Annotated in this window: 21 protein-coding genes; 1 reads left to right on the top strand and 20 read right to left on the bottom strand. The window is 33.0% G+C overall.

The genetic code is table 11. The annotated features are described in order from the left end of the window. Positions 1-409: 409 nt before the first annotated feature. The 3 genes from B5E87_RS15105 to nrdI form a co-directional block, all read right to left on the bottom strand. Complete coding sequence (locus tag B5E87_RS15105) at positions 410-658, bottom strand: hypothetical protein (RefSeq protein ID WP_158095617.1); 249 nt, start codon at positions 656-658, stop codon at positions 410-412. Positions 659-1,019: 361 nt separating this feature from the next. After that, on the bottom strand, positions 1,020-1,577 hold the full coding sequence (locus tag B5E87_RS12810) for a DUF3793 family protein (protein WP_158095616.1): 558 nt from the start codon (positions 1,575-1,577) through the stop codon (positions 1,020-1,022). Continuing rightward, positions 1,570-1,926, bottom strand: a complete 357-nt coding sequence (gene nrdI / locus B5E87_RS12805) for a class Ib ribonucleoside-diphosphate reductase assembly flavoprotein NrdI (RefSeq protein ID WP_087245433.1) — start codon at positions 1,924-1,926, stop codon at positions 1,570-1,572. Before nrdI ends, B5E87_RS12810 begins: the two co-directional genes overlap by 8 nt. 229 nt (positions 1,927-2,155) lie before the next feature. Between nrdI and B5E87_RS12800 the strand changes: the two genes are divergently transcribed. Continuing rightward, positions 2,156-2,503: a CHAP domain-containing protein gene (locus tag B5E87_RS12800; RefSeq protein WP_087245431.1), complete on the top strand. Its 348-nt coding sequence runs from the start codon at positions 2,156-2,158 to the stop codon at positions 2,501-2,503. On the opposite strand, the gene B5E87_RS12795 is transcribed toward B5E87_RS12800, so the two are convergent. From B5E87_RS12795 to B5E87_RS12715, 17 genes are all read right to left on the bottom strand, one after another. Next, positions 2,504-2,929 carry a X2-like carbohydrate binding domain-containing protein gene (locus B5E87_RS12795; protein WP_158095615.1) on the bottom strand — a complete coding sequence of 142 codons (426 nt, stop codon included), beginning with the start codon at positions 2,927-2,929 and terminating at the stop codon, positions 2,504-2,506. Beyond that, on the bottom strand, positions 2,886-4,628 hold the full coding sequence (locus tag B5E87_RS15600; RefSeq protein ID WP_087245428.1) for an Ig-like domain-containing protein: 1,743 nt from the start codon (positions 4,626-4,628) through the stop codon (positions 2,886-2,888). Before B5E87_RS15600 ends, B5E87_RS12795 begins: the two co-directional genes overlap by 44 nt. 50 nt (positions 4,629-4,678) lie before the next feature. After that, positions 4,679-5,035 (bottom strand): hypothetical protein, encoded by a 357-nt coding sequence (locus tag B5E87_RS15095; protein WP_087245426.1) that lies wholly within the window; start codon positions 5,033-5,035, stop codon positions 4,679-4,681. Next, entirely contained in the window at positions 5,032-5,604 is a 573-nt protein-coding gene (locus tag B5E87_RS12780; protein WP_206399311.1) for a TetR/AcrR family transcriptional regulator, read from the bottom strand. Before B5E87_RS12780 ends, B5E87_RS15095 begins: the two co-directional genes overlap by 4 nt. 333 nt (positions 5,605-5,937) lie before the next feature. Next, positions 5,938-6,186: a DapH/DapD/GlmU-related protein gene (locus tag B5E87_RS12775; protein WP_087245422.1), complete on the bottom strand. Its 249-nt coding sequence runs from the start codon at positions 6,184-6,186 to the stop codon at positions 5,938-5,940. 253 nt (positions 6,187-6,439) lie between these two features. Next, positions 6,440-6,937, bottom strand: a complete 498-nt coding sequence (locus B5E87_RS12770) for an antitoxin (protein ID WP_087245420.1) — start codon at positions 6,935-6,937, stop codon at positions 6,440-6,442. Further along, positions 6,934-7,791, bottom strand: a complete 858-nt coding sequence (locus B5E87_RS12765) for a DUF3990 domain-containing protein (protein ID WP_087245418.1) — start codon at positions 7,789-7,791, stop codon at positions 6,934-6,936. Before B5E87_RS12765 ends, B5E87_RS12770 begins: the two co-directional genes overlap by 4 nt. A gap of 190 nt (positions 7,792-7,981) precedes the next feature. Then, positions 7,982-8,374: a 30S ribosomal protein S9 gene (rpsI, locus tag B5E87_RS12760; RefSeq protein ID WP_087245416.1), complete on the bottom strand. Its 393-nt coding sequence runs from the start codon at positions 8,372-8,374 to the stop codon at positions 7,982-7,984. Between the two features lie 15 nt (positions 8,375-8,389). After that, the gene (gene rplM / locus B5E87_RS12755) at positions 8,390-8,827 is read right to left on the bottom strand and encodes a 50S ribosomal protein L13 (RefSeq protein WP_087245414.1); all 438 of its coding nucleotides are present in this window, start codon (positions 8,825-8,827) and stop codon (positions 8,390-8,392) included. A 146-nt stretch (positions 8,828-8,973) separates the two neighbouring features. Then, positions 8,974-9,882, bottom strand: coding sequence for a histidinol-phosphatase (locus tag B5E87_RS12750; RefSeq protein WP_087245412.1), 909 nt, complete (start codon positions 9,880-9,882; stop codon positions 8,974-8,976). Further along, a complete protein-coding gene (gene truA, locus B5E87_RS12745) occupies positions 9,869-10,603 on the bottom strand; it encodes a tRNA pseudouridine(38-40) synthase TruA (protein WP_087245410.1) in 735 nt (244 codons plus the stop codon). The genes B5E87_RS12750 and truA overlap by 14 nt, the downstream gene beginning before the upstream one ends. Beyond that, entirely contained in the window at positions 10,600-11,400 is an 801-nt protein-coding gene (locus tag B5E87_RS12740; RefSeq protein ID WP_087245408.1) for an energy-coupling factor transporter transmembrane component T family protein, read from the bottom strand. Before B5E87_RS12740 ends, truA begins: the two co-directional genes overlap by 4 nt. Then, positions 11,393-12,244, bottom strand: a complete 852-nt coding sequence (locus B5E87_RS12735) for an energy-coupling factor transporter ATPase (protein WP_087245406.1) — start codon at positions 12,242-12,244, stop codon at positions 11,393-11,395. The genes B5E87_RS12740 and B5E87_RS12735 overlap by 8 nt, the downstream gene beginning before the upstream one ends. After that, positions 12,220-13,050 (bottom strand): energy-coupling factor transporter ATPase, encoded by an 831-nt coding sequence (locus B5E87_RS12730; RefSeq protein ID WP_087245404.1) that lies wholly within the window; start codon positions 13,048-13,050, stop codon positions 12,220-12,222. The genes B5E87_RS12735 and B5E87_RS12730 overlap by 25 nt, the downstream gene beginning before the upstream one ends. A gap of 81 nt (positions 13,051-13,131) precedes the next feature. Continuing rightward, positions 13,132-13,989: a MurR/RpiR family transcriptional regulator gene (locus B5E87_RS12725; protein WP_087245402.1), complete on the bottom strand. Its 858-nt coding sequence runs from the start codon at positions 13,987-13,989 to the stop codon at positions 13,132-13,134. 255 nt (positions 13,990-14,244) lie between these two features. Beyond that, complete coding sequence (gene rplQ, locus B5E87_RS12720) at positions 14,245-14,607, bottom strand: 50S ribosomal protein L17 (RefSeq protein WP_087245400.1); 363 nt, start codon at positions 14,605-14,607, stop codon at positions 14,245-14,247. 35 nt (positions 14,608-14,642) lie between these two features. Continuing rightward, entirely contained in the window at positions 14,643-15,587 is a 945-nt protein-coding gene (locus B5E87_RS12715) for a DNA-directed RNA polymerase subunit alpha (protein WP_087245398.1), read from the bottom strand. Between the last annotated feature and the right edge of the window lie 26 nt (positions 15,588-15,613).

The raw sequence follows: 15,613 nt of genomic DNA, 5'->3' as shown, positions 1-15,613 counted from the left end.
AAGATCATGAACTCCATGTGTGAGCTAAGATATAGTGACTTTACAACTGAATTTTCATTTAAGACCATATAATCAATATATTTTAAATATAGTTACCAACATTTATCTAGGGTTAGATTAATTTATAAATATACAAAAAAACTCAAATCGAGTTTTAGCCGATAAATAAAGGCTTTTGCTGATTTGAGTTTCTTTGAATTGTTCTGGGTATTCCCAAAAATTAACGTTTTGAGAACTCCGAAACCTTATAAACTATGGGTTTTTAAGCCTATTTGTCGCTTACTTGTTGCATTGCCAAAACATCTTATAACTATTTAACATGAGTATTCACATAAATTAAAATGAGAGGCGCGCAGGTCCTCTCACAACGTACATATATAATACCTTAATTTTTTCTATATGTAAAGTATTATTTGATTTTTCTATTGTGAATTATAGAAAAATCAAATTTTGTATTGTATTCTGTGTTAGTTTCTTCAATAATTTCATCTATTTTTTGTCTTAAAGGTAATGTTAAATTTTCATTAAATAAAAAATTTGACCAATGACAAATTGAAATATATCCTAAAAAGAAGATTGAATAGAACTTTCCTTTAACAATATAGGGAGATTGTTTTCCTAAAATATTGGAATGATGAGATATTTTATTACGTAGCATATGGATAGATTTCAAATCAACTCTACTGGGATCTATTAGCCCTTTCAACGGGTGAATAGAAAAAGAATAAATAAAAGCAGAAAATGCCTATGAAATAAGGATATTTCATGATTATATTATAATCTCATGAATAATTAATGTATACTATATTATTGTGTCTATTAGGTGATAAGTATAAAAGAGACTATAACTTTTAAAGACTGTAAATCTTTAGAAATAATAGTCTCTTTTATTAACCACAAAACACTTAATTGTATTAGTACATTCAAAAAACATCTTACAACTATAATATAAATTTTATGCATTTCTTGAATCATATATGTCTTAAAAAATATATTTTAGTGCATTTAGCCTGATTTATTCAATGTACTAGTGTTGCTATTTTTCTTCCATTCCTAACTTCTTTTATGAAATATTCTCGAACGGATTTATATAATTTAAATCTTTGTTGAGCTTCATCTGGATTAGAATTATAGACTTTCCAAGTCCCAATCATAATGCAAGATTGCGACTCAATAAATCCAATCACATCCTCTAAAGGATAACCTAATAAAACTCCTATTTCATGTGGATACTCAATAGATTCATTCAATCTTTTTTCTAAATGATTAAATACCGAATGAATTGAAAATTTTTTATACCCATAAAGTGAAAGAAAATGCTTTACTTCATCTCTATTAAGTAATGATTCTAATTGCTTTTTTGAAAAAACAAAAATAGTAACTCTACTATTTAAAGATTGAAAAATATGTATATATATATTTTTGGTTTTTAAAATTTGATTATATGTTTTAATAGTTTCATCAATATCTTCAAATTTTGACTTTTCTAAATGAAACATATTTGCAACCTTACATTTACATAAAGTTGGAGCACAATGGTGAGCTAATAATTCCTCGAAATATTCTTGTTTAGACATTATCAATAATATCTTGAATAGCAGAAACATCAGCATCTGTCCCATTATTTTCAAATCTGTAAAGACATGGAACATCAAATTCCTGACTAATTATATCTCCGGCTTTACAAAAAGCCTCACCATAACCTTTGTCACCAGATACAATTACACCTTGTATAAAATTTGAATTATTTGTTAAAAAATCAGAAACTTCTATTGGTACTTCTCCATATCCATCAGTATAAGTAAACAATAAATATGGTTCAGAAACAATTTCTTTACCTGTTTTAATTTGTAAAGATTCAGAAATCAATAATTGATCAATCATTAATTGAACATTTCCAGTTCTACTTGCATAAACAACTTTCATATTTACCTCCTGGTTAGCTATTGCTAACTTCTATGTTATAATAATATAGCAATTTTAATTACATGTAAAGAATTTTTATAATTTTTAACCATTTTCCCTTTATAGATAGGCTAAAAATCTAATTTTTTTTGGCTATTTAATTGAAAGGGGGAAATTAATCAGAATAGATAAAAAACCAAGGTAGAATGAGGTTTATAGTTCATTTATAAATAAAATAAACTAACTATTTTTGACACTACCAAAAAAAGCCTGGGGAAGATTTTATGAAATTCATGGTTATAGTCCTGGATTTACTGGTGATGGATGGAAATGCGCAAAACAACTTGTGAATGCTCATCCAGATAAATTCAAAATTTCTAGTACTCCAGCAGTAGGAGCCATCTTTTCTTGCATTGGACGAAATCATGTTGGTATCGTTATCGGATGGGATGGTACTAATATAACCATTCAAGAAGGAAACTTAGATGGAAAGACTAATTCATTTGCAGAAGCAAAAAAAGACTGGCATACAGTTACCTATACGCTCAGTCAATTTGTTTCTATCTGTCATGGCGTTGAATTCGCCATTCCAATTTAATTAACGATTATATTTCTTATATCTTCTTAGTACTAGAATTGAAGCACTGGATGCGATTGCAAGCATTGCCCACAAATACAAGTTAGTTTGCTCACCTGTTTCTGGAACTGTAGTTGTTTCTTTAACTTTAACAGTAAAGTAAGCTTCTATAGTTCCATTATTAAATTCTAGGCAAATCTGATGCTTTCCTGCTGATAAAGTATCTAAGAAAGAGGATTTTAAAGTAAGGATCGTACTTCCAGATTTGATATCATAATTTGTATCCTTTAATTCTTTTCCATCTACAAGAACTTTCTTGAATTCATTTATATCTGTATCAACTTTAAAAGTTAATCCATCTTTGCTTCCTTTTGTCCATTCTTGATTAGCACCACTGATTAACTTAGGAAGTTTCGCAATGATCGTATCTTCTAAAAGTAATTTCATGTTCTGCTTTTTCATCACTGAAATATTTATCGCATACTTCACAATACCAATATTCGATATTTCCAGTATCGGTACTAGTCGGTACTTTCACTTCTGTCTTGGTCAGCTTGTGTCCGATAGCCGGAATATCTGCCACATCCTTCGTATCCGTGTGAGTCTTGCCGTTAAATTCAACAGTCGCCGTATAAGTGGTTACTCCTGCTTCCGTGCAGGTGGCAGGGGCCTTTTCTGCCGATGTTACAGTTACTTTCGGAGTTTCCTTATGGGTTTCATCCTTTTCACAGGTAAATGTCACGGTGCAGGTCTTTCCATCCTCTGACCAGTTCCAGACCGGTTCGCCATAGCTGTGACCGGTGGCCTGAATTTTATTTTCTTCAGGGGTCGTTAGAATTGTACCGCTTTCATCTTCGAAATGCTTCCCGCAGATTTCGCACGTCCAGTATTCCTCGGTTCCATCCACTGTGCAGGTGGCATCTTTCTTTGGCGTCTGTACCATCTTGCCATGCGTCACTGTCAATGTGCAAGAAGCGCTGACTCCACTTCCATCCTTAGCGGTGGCGGTAATCGTGGCGGTGCCTGCGCTTATGGCGGTCACTGTTCCGTCTGCGCTTACCGTGGCAATGCTGGTATCGCTGCTTTTCCAGATCACATCTTGATTGGTGGCATCGGCAGGCTCTACTGTAGCAGTCAAAGTATCGCTGCCTTTTTCCTGTAAGGTCAGGCTGTCCTTGTTCAGCTTCACGCCGGTGACGGGAACCGAGGCGGGCTTCGCCTGCACCGTCAGGGTGGCGGTTTGGCTGATCACGCTGACGCCGCCACTGCCCGTCACAACACAGCGATATTGGTAGCCGTTCATACTGGTATTGGTGCTGTTTATGGTATAGCTGGCGTTGGTTTCGCTTTCGATATTTGTCCAGCTGCTGCCGTTGTCCGTGCTCTGCTGCCACTGGTAGGTCGGGGTTTCACTCCCTGCACTGGCCTCCACAGTAAAGGTGGCGTCTTCGCCCTCGGTCACAGTGTAGTCATACGGCTGCTCGGTGATGTTTGGCGTCGTGCCGTTGCTTAGTGTACCTTCCAGTGTGCCGCCGCTGGCGAGGATCGTGCCTTTGTTGGTCAGGTTGCCATTGCTGTTGAGGGTAGACCCCTCCGGGATGGTCAGGGTTTCGCCCTGGTTAATGGTGAGGCTCTCGTATAGGGTGACATCGCCGTACACAGTGCCGGTACTGCCGTCAAAGACGATGCCGCTGGTGCTGTCGGTACTGCCAATATCGACATTCGGGTTAACGCTGACACCACTTGCACTGATCCCGCCGGTTCTGGCGTCTACAATGGCATTATCGTTGACGGTCAGGCTGGTGGTGGCGCTGGTAGCCTCATATGCTCCCACATAAAACTGTATCCCATCATTGCCCTCGCTGGCGCTGGTGGTCAGGCTGCCGCCATTGACGGCAAGGGAGAGCTGCGGGGAGTTGGTAGCGATTGCGCTGGAATGCACATAGACGCCGGCGTAGCCAGAATTGGTTTGAGTAGTCTTTGCATCGACGGAAGCGTTTTCAATGGTCACGGAGGCGTTGCCTGTTCCGCTTTTGACAAATATTCCGTGATTAGAACCAGATACTTCCAGGCTGCCATTATTTTCACCCGTAATAGTCAGGGAGGCGTCTGTACCATTGCTGTCCGCGCTTATCTCTGCATTCACATAAATCCCATAGTAGCCTGTGATGGTATTCTCACCAATCAGTTTGATAGTCAGGGTAACTGATTGACCGATGCTGCACTGAGCATAGATCCCGGAGCCAAAAGGCGCTGGTCCGGTATTAGTCCCTCCCTGATGGTCGCCCCGCGTAGGGTCAGGGTGACGGTGGCTGGGTCGTATTTGACATTCCAACTCTGGTCAGCTGCGGATTGTGTCAGATTCCCATCCGTATCCGTGGTCCAGTAGGTGGCATTATCACTACCACTAATAACCTGCTTATTTCCAACATAAAGCTGACTAGGCGCACCTACTGCCGCCAGCGCCGTGATAGTAGTGTTAGGCACGATTCCTACTACTAATAGGATTGCTGTAAAAATGGATACTGCTTTGCTCCATATTCGTTTCTTCATTTTCTCTCCTCCTTTTTGTCATTTATGTATGCTTTTAAAGACGAACGTATCGCATTTAACTGAAGATTTAAATATTCTTCATCTTCAAATAAAGCATAATGTACACATGCTCTAACAAAGATATAGGTCATGCCTTGAATATAATCAGCTGGCATTCCTAATTTGTTTGAAAGTTCATCGGCATATTCTTTATAACGTACATTGACGCCTTTAAAGAATTCTTTTCCTTGTTCTCGATATTTAGGACTAGAATAGACCTGATACATGAATCGATATTTCTTTCCATGAAGTTTTGCTGTAAGATGTGGCATTTCATTTAAGAAAAGTTCGATATCTTCAAAACTCGTAGGAGCTTTTGCCATGAAATCTTCTTCTACCTTGGCCATACAATAAGCAGTAGCTTGAATGATCAAATTATCTTTTGAACCAAAATGATAGATCAACCCACCATTTGTGATACCACTAGCTTCAGATAATTTCAACATACCTGTATTTTCTAATCCGTATTCACAAAATGTATCAAAACAAGCTTCTAATATCTTCGATATATCTGCTCCTTTTCTACCCAAAATATGCACCTCCTTTTTTATAACTGACCATTTATTTAATTCTATCTTAATTATATCAAACTTCGTTTAACAGCAGAAGTATTATTTTATGTTCGATTAAATATTCGATTAAATATTTTATTTTTACATAGATAAAGCCTAAGATAAAGCGAATAAAAAAGACCGGCATACAGTTCCCTATACGCTCAGTCAATTCGCTTCTATCTATCATCCTATTGAATTTACTAAATTTATCACCAAAATATATTAAATAATTTTAATTATACAATCCTTCGAATAAGATGTGTAAAATATATATCATCATTAATATTATATAAAACTCAGTGTATATTCCTATTTTTGCTTTATTCTTGCAGGATTTCCAATTGCTATGGAATCATTAGGAATATCCTTTGTTACTACACTTCCTGCCCCTATGACTGCATTGTCTCTAATTGTAACCCCAGGCAAAATAGTACAATTTCCGCCAATCCAAACATTTTTACCAATTGTTACTGGTTTACCAAATTCAACATCCAATAATCGTTCATTTGAATCTAACGAATGGCAAGACGTATATATATGTGTATTTGGACCAATCATAGTATGTTCTCCAATTCTAACAGGACATACATCTAAAATAACGCAACCATAATTTTAGATTACCGAAATAAAAAAAAGAAAAACCCCATAAAATGGGGATTTTCTAAAGTTTTCCTCAAACAATTTACTAACGTTTTGAGAACTCCTAGGTACGATAAAATAGGCATTTTAGAGTGGTTTTGTTGCATACGTGTTGCATTGCCAAAACTTTTCAGAACAACTCAAATAGTTATCAAAATAATTTATACAACACTTAATTCTTCAATCTTTTTATTCTTCTGAGTATTTTTACCCCCTCTTTAGTCAATTGGTCACTATCTTTATCTAATACTAATGATTTTGCTTCTAAGATCCTATCTATTGCATTCATTGGATCTAGGGAATGATATGCAAAGAATAAATGCCTAAGCTCTGTACCTTTTATAATCTTATAAGCATTTTTACTATCAATTTGATAAACATATGATAGATATCTATAAATATACCCTATCCAATACATCTCATTAATTGAAAACTTTATTTTTCCATAATTGGTTTTACCATATTCTATATCAAGTTCTTCAAAAATTTCTTCAATTGTCATGCTTTCGTTTATAAAGGTTAAATTATCCATTCTAGAAACAAATTTAGAATTCATAAATCGGCGGATAAATATATTTGAACTACATTCTTCTCTAGTAACAGATTGTTCAAAAATTTTACCTTGTATATCACATAGTAGCAAACCTACTTGATCCATTTCTCTTTTCATAATATTTCGTCAATATATTGACCTCGCCCCCTATACTGTCTTCGAGCCATTTTAATTTTAGTATCTCCAACTTTACTATCCTCTAATCTTTTGATTTGATACTTTTCTTTTTCTTTACTACATAAATAGCATCTTTCAACAATTTTTACCTGACTCAACGCTCTCTCTGTTTTAAAAACATATTGAAATCCTAAATTAGTAGCTGCCAAACAATGTATACATTGTTCATCAGTAATTTCACCTTCAATAAAACTATCTATAATTCTAAACATCCTGTTATCAGCGATTGGTGCTACTAAATAATCTATGTCTTCTAATTTGTTAATTAACTTTTTGATAATCGGATGATCTTCATAGCCACTTAGCCTTCCTCTAAAATATGCTATTGTCAGCATCCATTCTTGATTGACTTTATATTCAATGCTAGAAAGGTTTTGTGGATTAAAACTTAATATATAAACGCTAGATGTATCAAATCCACTTACAAATAATGATGACTGCTCAAAACTTTCACCGCAGTAAAATCCTTTACCAAAATCATTATTGTTTTTTGAATGCTCAATATCAATATTACCCTCTATAATGTTCTTGGCGCCATGGTATAATACTAATTTATTCTCATTTGCTAAATCTTCATAATAAAGTTGTGCTTTAATCTCATTTATAAAGATATTATTATTTAATGCAAAAGTATATATTTTTTCGATATTATTTTCATTTGTATCCATTTTGCCAGTTTCCCATCTTGCTACCGTAATCGCATCAACATCTATTTTTTCAGCAAATTGTTTTTGAGATAAATTAAGTATTTCTCTAATTAATTTAACATCCTCATCTATTCTATAATTCACCATAGATTCAATATCACCTCACCACTTTATTATAGCATACGCTAGTAAGAAGTTAAATATAAACTTTTTATTATCATACGCTAGTAAAAAGTTTTTTTATACTCTTTACGCTCTGCATTTTTAAAAAGAAAAAGAAGTATCTAAACACTCACTGTGTCTAAATACTTCTCTAATCTTCTCACAACAATTATTACTAACGTTTTGAGAACTGTGGTGCTCTACGAGCTGCTTTAAGTCCGTATTTTTTACGTTCTTTAACTCTTGCATCACGAGTCAAGAATCCAGCTGCTTTTAATACTGGTCTGTAATCTTCTCCAGCTTCTAATAAAGCTCTTGAAATTCCATGACGGATAGCTCCAGCTTGTCCACTGTAACCTCCACCATTAACATTAACAATCACATCAAACTTACCAGTTGTACCAGTTAATTCAAGTGGTTGGTTGACGATCATTAATAATACATCTGATGGTAAATAATCTTTTGCTTCTCTACCATTGATGACGATTTTTCCTGCACCTGGTGTTAAAATAACACGTGCTACTGAAGACTTTCTACGTCCAGTTCCTCTGTATTGTACATTAGCCATTTATTCTCGTCCTCCTTATCCCTTAATTTTTAATTCAACTGGTTGTTGTGCAGCATGTGGATGTTCACTACCAGCGTATACAAATAATTTCATCCCTTGTTTTCTTCCAAGTGTGTTATGAGGTAACATACCTTTAACAGCTGCTTCTACAAATCCTGTTGGATTTGTTTCTTTAAATTGGCGAGCAGTTTTAACTTTTAAACCACCTAACCAACCAGAATGATGATAGTATTTAACTGTATCTAATTTTTTTCCAGTCATTACTACTTTGTCTGCATTAACGATAATAACATAATCACCAGTATCTACATGTGGTGTAAATGTTGGTTTATGTTTTCCTCTTAATACAGATGCTACTTCTGATGCTAAACGTCCTAAAGTTAATCCTTCAGCATCAACAACGTACCATTTACGTTCAATTGTGGCTTCTTTAGCCATTGTTGTTTGTCTCATTTTTAATCCTCCTGTAGTTTCCGGGGCTACAAACGTTAAAATAAGGCAACTCTTATTATAACAATATTCGCATTTTTGTCAATATGATTTTCTCTGTATTCATCGCCTTTTTTAATATAACAAAAAGAAAAAGAGAGGCAGATAAATTATCTTATATCATACTCCCCTTGAAATTTTTCAAAATGTCCTTGTAAAAAATCGAAATGGTCAATAACATTGAGATTATGTTCTTTACAAAAATCTAGCATCTGCTTATACATCGCTTCATTAAAATCAGAAGGATCATGAGCATCAAATCCTAAAATAACATCATTTCCTACTTCTCCTGCAATTTTCCAGAAGTGTGTATTTGGATATGCATAAATCATCTCTCCATTAACGTTTCTTAAGCCTCTTCTTATTCCTCCTGCATTTACTTCTAAAGGAATGTTTAACTCTTTCGCTTTTTCACAGATTCTTTGCGAAACAGTTCTCGCATCTAAATCAAACTCTTTATATCCTATTAAAAACAAATCAGGATGAGCTAAATAACTAAATAATCCTGTTTCTAAAGCTTTTTCAACATCATTACAATATTGATAAATATCTTTTTTCTTCATATTCTCTTTGCCATAATAATCACTATGAACACAATATTTATGAAAATGATGCCCTAAAATCAAATAATCAACTTTATGCTCATATAATAAGCTTTGATAATAATCAAAATATTCTTCTAATCCTTCAGCTTCAAAACCTTTATATATCCTTATCTGGTCCTGATATTTATCTTGACATTCTTTAATTTTATCCAAATAATTTTCCATATCTGGATAAGGCATTCTCATACTAGGTCCATTTTGAATAAAAGCATGAACAAGTGATAAAAAGCTTCTAGGTCCTCTTATAGCTACAAGAGATTTCAAAAGATGCTGACGATAGTGTGGTAATGGAACATGCTCTGATATTCCTAATTCTTCAATCCCCATCTTAATAGCTGAACATACCATTTCCTCTTCGCTTCCATTAGCATGTCCACAACGATAGGTATGTGTATGAAAATTAGTCTTCTTCATAATACACCTCCTGCAAATATAAACCTTGTGGTTTGGCCTTAAAAAGACATTTTTTTTGACCACAACTTTCTAACATTTCTAAAAGTTGTTCCTTTTGAATACGTTTAGCTCCAACTTGAATGATACCACCAACAAGATGTCTAACCATATAACGTCTAAATCCATTTCCAATTAACCGAAAGGTAATAATACCATCCTTTTCTTCAATATCAAAATGATATAGAGAACGAATTGTATTCCCATATTGATCATAACAGCAAAATGACGCAAAATTATGTTCTCCTATAAAAATTTTTGCTGCTTCTCTCATTAATTCAATATCTAAAGAACGGCCATATTGATAAATGTAATTGGTTTGAAATGGATCATATTCTTTTGTATTTAATAAATAACGATACTCTTTCTTAACTGCACTATATCGTGAATGAAAATTTTCATCAACATATTGAGCATCTAAAATGTAAATATCATTAGGTAAAAAGTGATTAATGGCTCTTTTCCATTGCGTTTCCGGTAATCTTTTTTGTGTATCAAAATGAAATACCTGATGAACTGCATGGACTTTCGCATCTGTTCTTCCTGATGCATGAATAACAGTTTCTTCTTCATTAATTTTTTTAATAGCTTTTTGTATTTCACCTTGAATTGTACGTTCATTATTTTGAACTTGGAAACCATGAAAACGTGTCCCATCATAACTCACAATACATTTGACTCTCATAAAACAAAACTCATTATAACCATAGCTATACATATTGCAATGACACATAAAAATGAAATTGTATCAGACAATTTCCATACAAGTTGTTTATATCTTGTACGTTTAGCTTCTGGATTATAATTACGACTTTCCATAGCATTGGCTAAATCTTCTGCTCTTTGAAAAGCTGAAATAAACAAAGGAATAATAAGTGAAACGATTGATAAAATCTTTTCTTTTAAACTTCCTTCTGAAAATTCTACCCCACGACTAGCTTGTGCTTTCATAATTCTTTGCGTTTCTTCTAATAAAGTTGGAATAAATCGCAATGCAATAGAAATCATCATAGCGACTTCATGAGTAGGAAATCCAATTTTTTTAAAAGGTGACAGAAGATGTTCTATACCTAATGTTAAATCTAAAGGTTTTGTCGTAGCAGTTAAGATCGTTGTCATAATAATAATAAGAATCAATCTAATAAATATATATACAGTTTGTAAAACTGCCTGATCATAGATCTTAATGAAACCTATTGAAAACAATAAATTTCCCTGTTGAATAAATAACAAATTAAAAATCATTAAAAAAGCCATCATAAATAGCATTGGTTTTACGGCTTTGAGAACCTGTGATACTTTGATATGTGATAATAATGTCATAATAATCACAAAAGTTCCTAAAAGGGCATATCCAATAAATCCTGCATCAAAGAAAACAGCAATTAACAGTAATAAAAGTGCACCTATTTTTAATCTAGGATCTAAACGATGAATAAAACTATCAATAGGCAAGTATTTCCCAAACATCATATTATTCATGTAATTGACCTCCTATTTCCTGAATCAATACATCAATATCTTTAATAGACGGATCAATATGAAATCCATTTTTATTAAGTTCTAAGATAAATGATGTAATAATAGGTAAATCAATACTCAATGATGTTAAATACTCTGTTTCTTTAAATAGTTCTTCAACAGATACATGTCTTTCAACTTGACCATGATTCATCACAACAACATCATCACAATATTCTAAGACTTGATTCATATCATGAGAAACAAGAATAACCGTTTTACCTTCCTGATTCACTTTTTTAAAAAGCTGTAACATTTCTTTAGCACCCTGTGGATCTAATCCAGCTGTCGGCTCATCTAAAATTAAAATATCTGGATCCATTGCTAATATTCCTGCTATCGCTATACGACGTTTTTGTCCTCCAGACAAATCAAATGGAGAACGCTCTAAGTAAGATTCATCTAATCCTACTAATTTGATAACTTTTTTTGCAATTGAAATAGCCTCTTCTTCACTAACACCAAAGTTTTTTGGTCCAAAAATAATATCTTTTAAAATTGTTTCTTCAAATAATTGATACTCAGGGAATTGAAAAACAAGCCCTGCTTTTTTTCTAAGAGGTTTTAAAGAAGATGGTTTATCCGTTGCCGTAATCAACATATCTTCTACATTGACTTCTCCTGATGTAGGAAGTAATAAAGCATTGATATGTTGAATCAACGTTGATTTACCACTTCCAGTATGACCAATCAATGCTGTCATACTCCCCTTTTGAATATTAAGATTAACTCCTTTTAAAGCATGATATGCAAAAGGGGTATCTTGAGCATAAATATGTTCTACTTCTTTAAATGTAATCGACATAATTCATTCACCAACTTCTCTCTATCAATTTGCTCTGTAATAGATATTCCCATTTTTTGTAAACCATGGCTGATTTTATAAGCAAAAGGAATATCTAAAGCCAAGCTCTCTATTTCTTCTTTTTTCATTAACACTTCTTCAGGTCGTCCTTCATCTACAATATGTCCATCACTTAATAAAATTACATAATCAGATAAAGCTGCTTCTTCTATATCATGAGTAATGGAAACAATCGTCATATTCTTATCTTTATTTAATTGATGGACTAAAGCGTTAATTTCGTTTCTTCCTTTAGGATCTAACATACTTGTTGCTTCATCTAAAATAATAATAGATGGGCTCATAGCTAAAATACCGGCTATTGCTACCCTTTGTTTTTGACCACCTGATAATTTTGTAGGTTCGTGATCCAAAAACTCATACATATTGACTTTCTTTGCATATTCATTGATAATATCATCCATCAATGCAGGATCTACACAATTATTTTCTAATCCAAAAGCAATATCATCTCTTACAGTCGCACCAATAAATTGATTATCAGGATTTTGAAAAACAATTCCTATTTGACTACGTACTTGATTTAATGTTTCTTCTGTTAATGGAATTCCACCAATAACTATCTCTCCAGATTTTTTTTCTAACAATCCCATCAGTAATTTCGCGATAGTACTTTTTCCACTTCCATTATGTCCTAATATTGTCGTATATGATCCTTTTTCTATACTAAAAGAAATATCATCTATTGTTAAAGTATCTTCATCATATCCAAAAGATAAATGTTGAACATCAATAATTTTTTCCATACTCATCCTCCAAGTAGTTCAATTTTAGTATGATTTATAGTAGTTGTCAACCATCTTGTTACAACAATAAAAAATCTTAATTTACATGAATTCTTCATGTTGGGTATTATCTAATTCTTTTGCTATTTGTATACAATTATCCAGATTCTGTTGATAATGTATTGAAAAAATACAACTATACAGAATATCCAATATATATTTTAAAGACAAGCTACTAGCAAAATCTGCAATCTTTGTATAAATTAATTCTCTTGATGACATTCTTAAAGTCACATCTGCTAACAAAGATAGCTCATTATCTTCTAAATTTGTAATAGCAATAATTGAAGTTTGTTTTTTTCTTAATGTTTCAATCAGATGTTTTATATGGGGAGCATGTCCCGAATATGAAATAATGATTGCACAATGATTTTGATCACTCATTAAATATGTTGAATTGAGTTCATCACTTAATGAACATAATTGAACATGTCTATGAAGAATATACATGCGTTCTTGGAATGAGCGGACTATATGCATATGAACTGATCGACTATAAACATCTATATACTTGCAGTTGCGTAATAAGCGGATAGCTTTTTGTAAATCATCATGACTTATAAGTGAATATGTATCTTGAATTGTTTCCCTTTCTAAAACACACAAATTGTACGCAATATTCATTATGTCGTCATTAACTACAAAGGGAATATTTGCGTCCACTTCTTGATTGAGATAAAGATAATCTAATTCTTTCAAATAAGCTTCTTTAAATTCATTCCATCCATCAAAGCCTAATTTCTTAGCTATACGTATAAAAAGAGGCGATGATGTATATGTTTCATTAGCAATCTGTGCAATAGTCATATTTTTAATGTCTTTGCCTTTTTTTAAAATATAATCAATAATGATTGATTCACTTGGTGAAAAATGTGTCTTTTCTATCTTATGAATAAGCATATGACCACCTCTTGTATGACATTATAAAGCAATTTGTTATCAGTTGCAAAATAAAAACACATCGCTGATGTGCTTTTATTTTGTAATGAAAACAGAATTCATCTATTTTTCATATGTTGTTCTTGCATTTTCTATAAATGACCTTTTTATGAAATCAATCATTTTACCTATCATCATATTTTAATAATAAGATATCATATAATGCAAAATTCAAATCATGCAATTCATAAAAAAAGTGATGAATCCATCACTTTTTTAGAATAAACCAATAACTGCCATTGGTGCATTATCACCTTTACGATTATATGTTTTTAAAACACGAGTGTATCCACCATTTTTATCTGCATATTTTGGTGCAACTTCATCAAATAATTTTTGAACAGCAGTTTTACCAGTAGCAGGATCAACAACATCTTGTAATACTTGTGCTGCTTGTCTTCTTGCATGTAAATCTCCACGTTTTCCTAAAGTAATTAATTCGTCAACGATTGAACGAACTTCTTTTGCTCTCGTTACTGTTGTTTCGATTTTTCCATACATGATAACATCTGTAGCTAAGTTACGTAACATTGCTTTTCTATGAGATGATACACGCCCTAATTTTCTATTGTGTGCCATAAATTAGTGCTCCTTCCAAAATATTTATTCTATTATTAATCAACTTGTTTAAAACCTAAACCTAATTCGATTAATTTTTCTTTTACTTCTTTAAGTGATTTCTTACCTAAGTTTCTCACTTTAATCATATCGTCTTCACTCTTAGAAGCGAGTTCTTGAACTGTTTGAATACCAGCTCTTTTTAAGCAATTATATGAACGTACAGATAAGTCTAATTCTTCAATAGTCATATCTAATACTTTATTACTTGTGTCTTCTTCAGTTTCACTCATAACTTCCATGTTCATTGCCATATCAGTTAATTCAACAAACATATTTAAGTGTTCCACTAAAATTTTAGCAGCTAATGCTAAAGCTTCATGTGGTTGGATAGATCCATCAGTTGTAACTTCTAAAGTTAACTGATCATATTTTGCACTCTGTCCAACACGTGTAGGTTCAACATTATAAGCTACTTTTACAACTGGTGAATAAATAGAATCAGTTGCAATAACACCAATTGTGTTGATCATCTTTTTGTTCTGATCAGCACTCATGTAACCACGATCTTTATGAGCATACATTTCCATATAGAAATGTGCACCTTCAGCAACATGGGCAATTTCCATATCGTTTGAAATCATAGTTACATTTGATGGACATTGAATGTCAGCACCAGTAACAACAGCTGGTCCCTTGACATCAATTACCATAGTTACATCATCATCACCATCAATTGCAAAAACCAATTTTTTAATGTTTAAGATAATTGAAGTGACATCTTCAACGACACCATCAACTGCAGAAAATTCATGGATTGCTCCTTGAACTTTAATTGCGTGAACTGCACATCCAGGAATAGATGATAACAAAACTCTACGTAATGCATTTCCTAAAGTTGTTCCGAAACCTCTTTCTAAAGGTTCAATAACAAACTTACCATAGAAATCTGTTTCATCATATTCTGCGACATTAAAATTTGCTTTTTCGAACTTTTGCATTATTTCCCTCCTCACTTAGAAATAAC

This window comes from Massilimicrobiota sp. An142 (genome assembly GCF_002160725.1).
Lineage (GTDB): Bacteria > Bacillota_I > Bacilli_A > Erysipelotrichales > Coprobacillaceae > Allocoprobacillus > Allocoprobacillus merdigallinarum.
The sequence above is the reverse complement of the archived record's forward strand: the minus strand, read 5'-3'. Positions and strand labels throughout refer to the sequence as shown.

Excerpts from the sequence above, each read along its gene's own strand:
- B5E87_RS12765 (WP_087245418.1), bottom strand. The coding sequence starts at position 7,791 with ATGGTGAATTATAGAATAGATGAGGATGTTAAATTAATTAGAGAAATA.
- B5E87_RS12795 (WP_158095615.1), bottom strand. The coding sequence starts at position 2,929 with ATGAAATTACTTTTAGAAGATACGATCATTGCGAAACTTCCTAAGTTA.
- B5E87_RS15095 (WP_087245426.1), bottom strand. The coding sequence starts at position 5,035 with ATGAAGAAACGAATATGGAGCAAAGCAGTATCCATTTTTACAGCAATC.
- B5E87_RS12725 (WP_087245402.1), bottom strand. The coding sequence starts at position 13,989 with ATGCTTATTCATAAGATAGAAAAGACACATTTTTCACCAAGTGAATCA.
- B5E87_RS12730 (WP_087245404.1), bottom strand. The coding sequence starts at position 13,050 with ATGGAAAAAATTATTGATGTTCAACATTTATCTTTTGGATATGATGAA.
- B5E87_RS12740 (WP_087245408.1), bottom strand. The coding sequence starts at position 11,400 with ATGAATAATATGATGTTTGGGAAATACTTGCCTATTGATAGTTTTATT.
- B5E87_RS12810 (WP_158095616.1), bottom strand. The coding sequence starts at position 1,577 with ATGTCTAAACAAGAATATTTCGAGGAATTATTAGCTCACCATTGTGCT.
- rplQ (WP_087245400.1), bottom strand. The coding sequence starts at position 14,607 with ATGGCACACAATAGAAAATTAGGGCGTGTATCATCTCATAGAAAAGCA.
- B5E87_RS12775 (WP_087245422.1), bottom strand. The coding sequence starts at position 6,186 with ATGATTGGTCCAAATACACATATATATACGTCTTGCCATTCGTTAGAT.
- B5E87_RS12750 (WP_087245412.1), bottom strand. The coding sequence starts at position 9,882 with ATGAAGAAGACTAATTTTCATACACATACCTATCGTTGTGGACATGCT.
- nrdI (WP_087245433.1), bottom strand. The coding sequence starts at position 1,926 with ATGAAAGTTGTTTATGCAAGTAGAACTGGAAATGTTCAATTAATGATT.
- B5E87_RS12715 (WP_087245398.1), bottom strand. The coding sequence starts at position 15,587 with ATGCAAAAGTTCGAAAAAGCAAATTTTAATGTCGCAGAATATGATGAA.
- B5E87_RS12770 (WP_087245420.1), bottom strand. The coding sequence starts at position 6,937 with ATGAAAAGAGAAATGGATCAAGTAGGTTTGCTACTATGTGATATACAA.
- truA (WP_087245410.1), bottom strand. The coding sequence starts at position 10,603 with ATGAGAGTCAAATGTATTGTGAGTTATGATGGGACACGTTTTCATGGT.
- B5E87_RS12735 (WP_087245406.1), bottom strand. The coding sequence starts at position 12,244 with ATGTCGATTACATTTAAAGAAGTAGAACATATTTATGCTCAAGATACC.
- rplM (WP_087245414.1), bottom strand. The coding sequence starts at position 8,827 with ATGAGACAAACAACAATGGCTAAAGAAGCCACAATTGAACGTAAATGG.
- B5E87_RS15105 (WP_158095617.1), bottom strand. The coding sequence starts at position 658 with ATGCTACGTAATAAAATATCTCATCATTCCAATATTTTAGGAAAACAA.
- rpsI (WP_087245416.1), bottom strand. The coding sequence starts at position 8,374 with ATGGCTAATGTACAATACAGAGGAACTGGACGTAGAAAGTCTTCAGTA.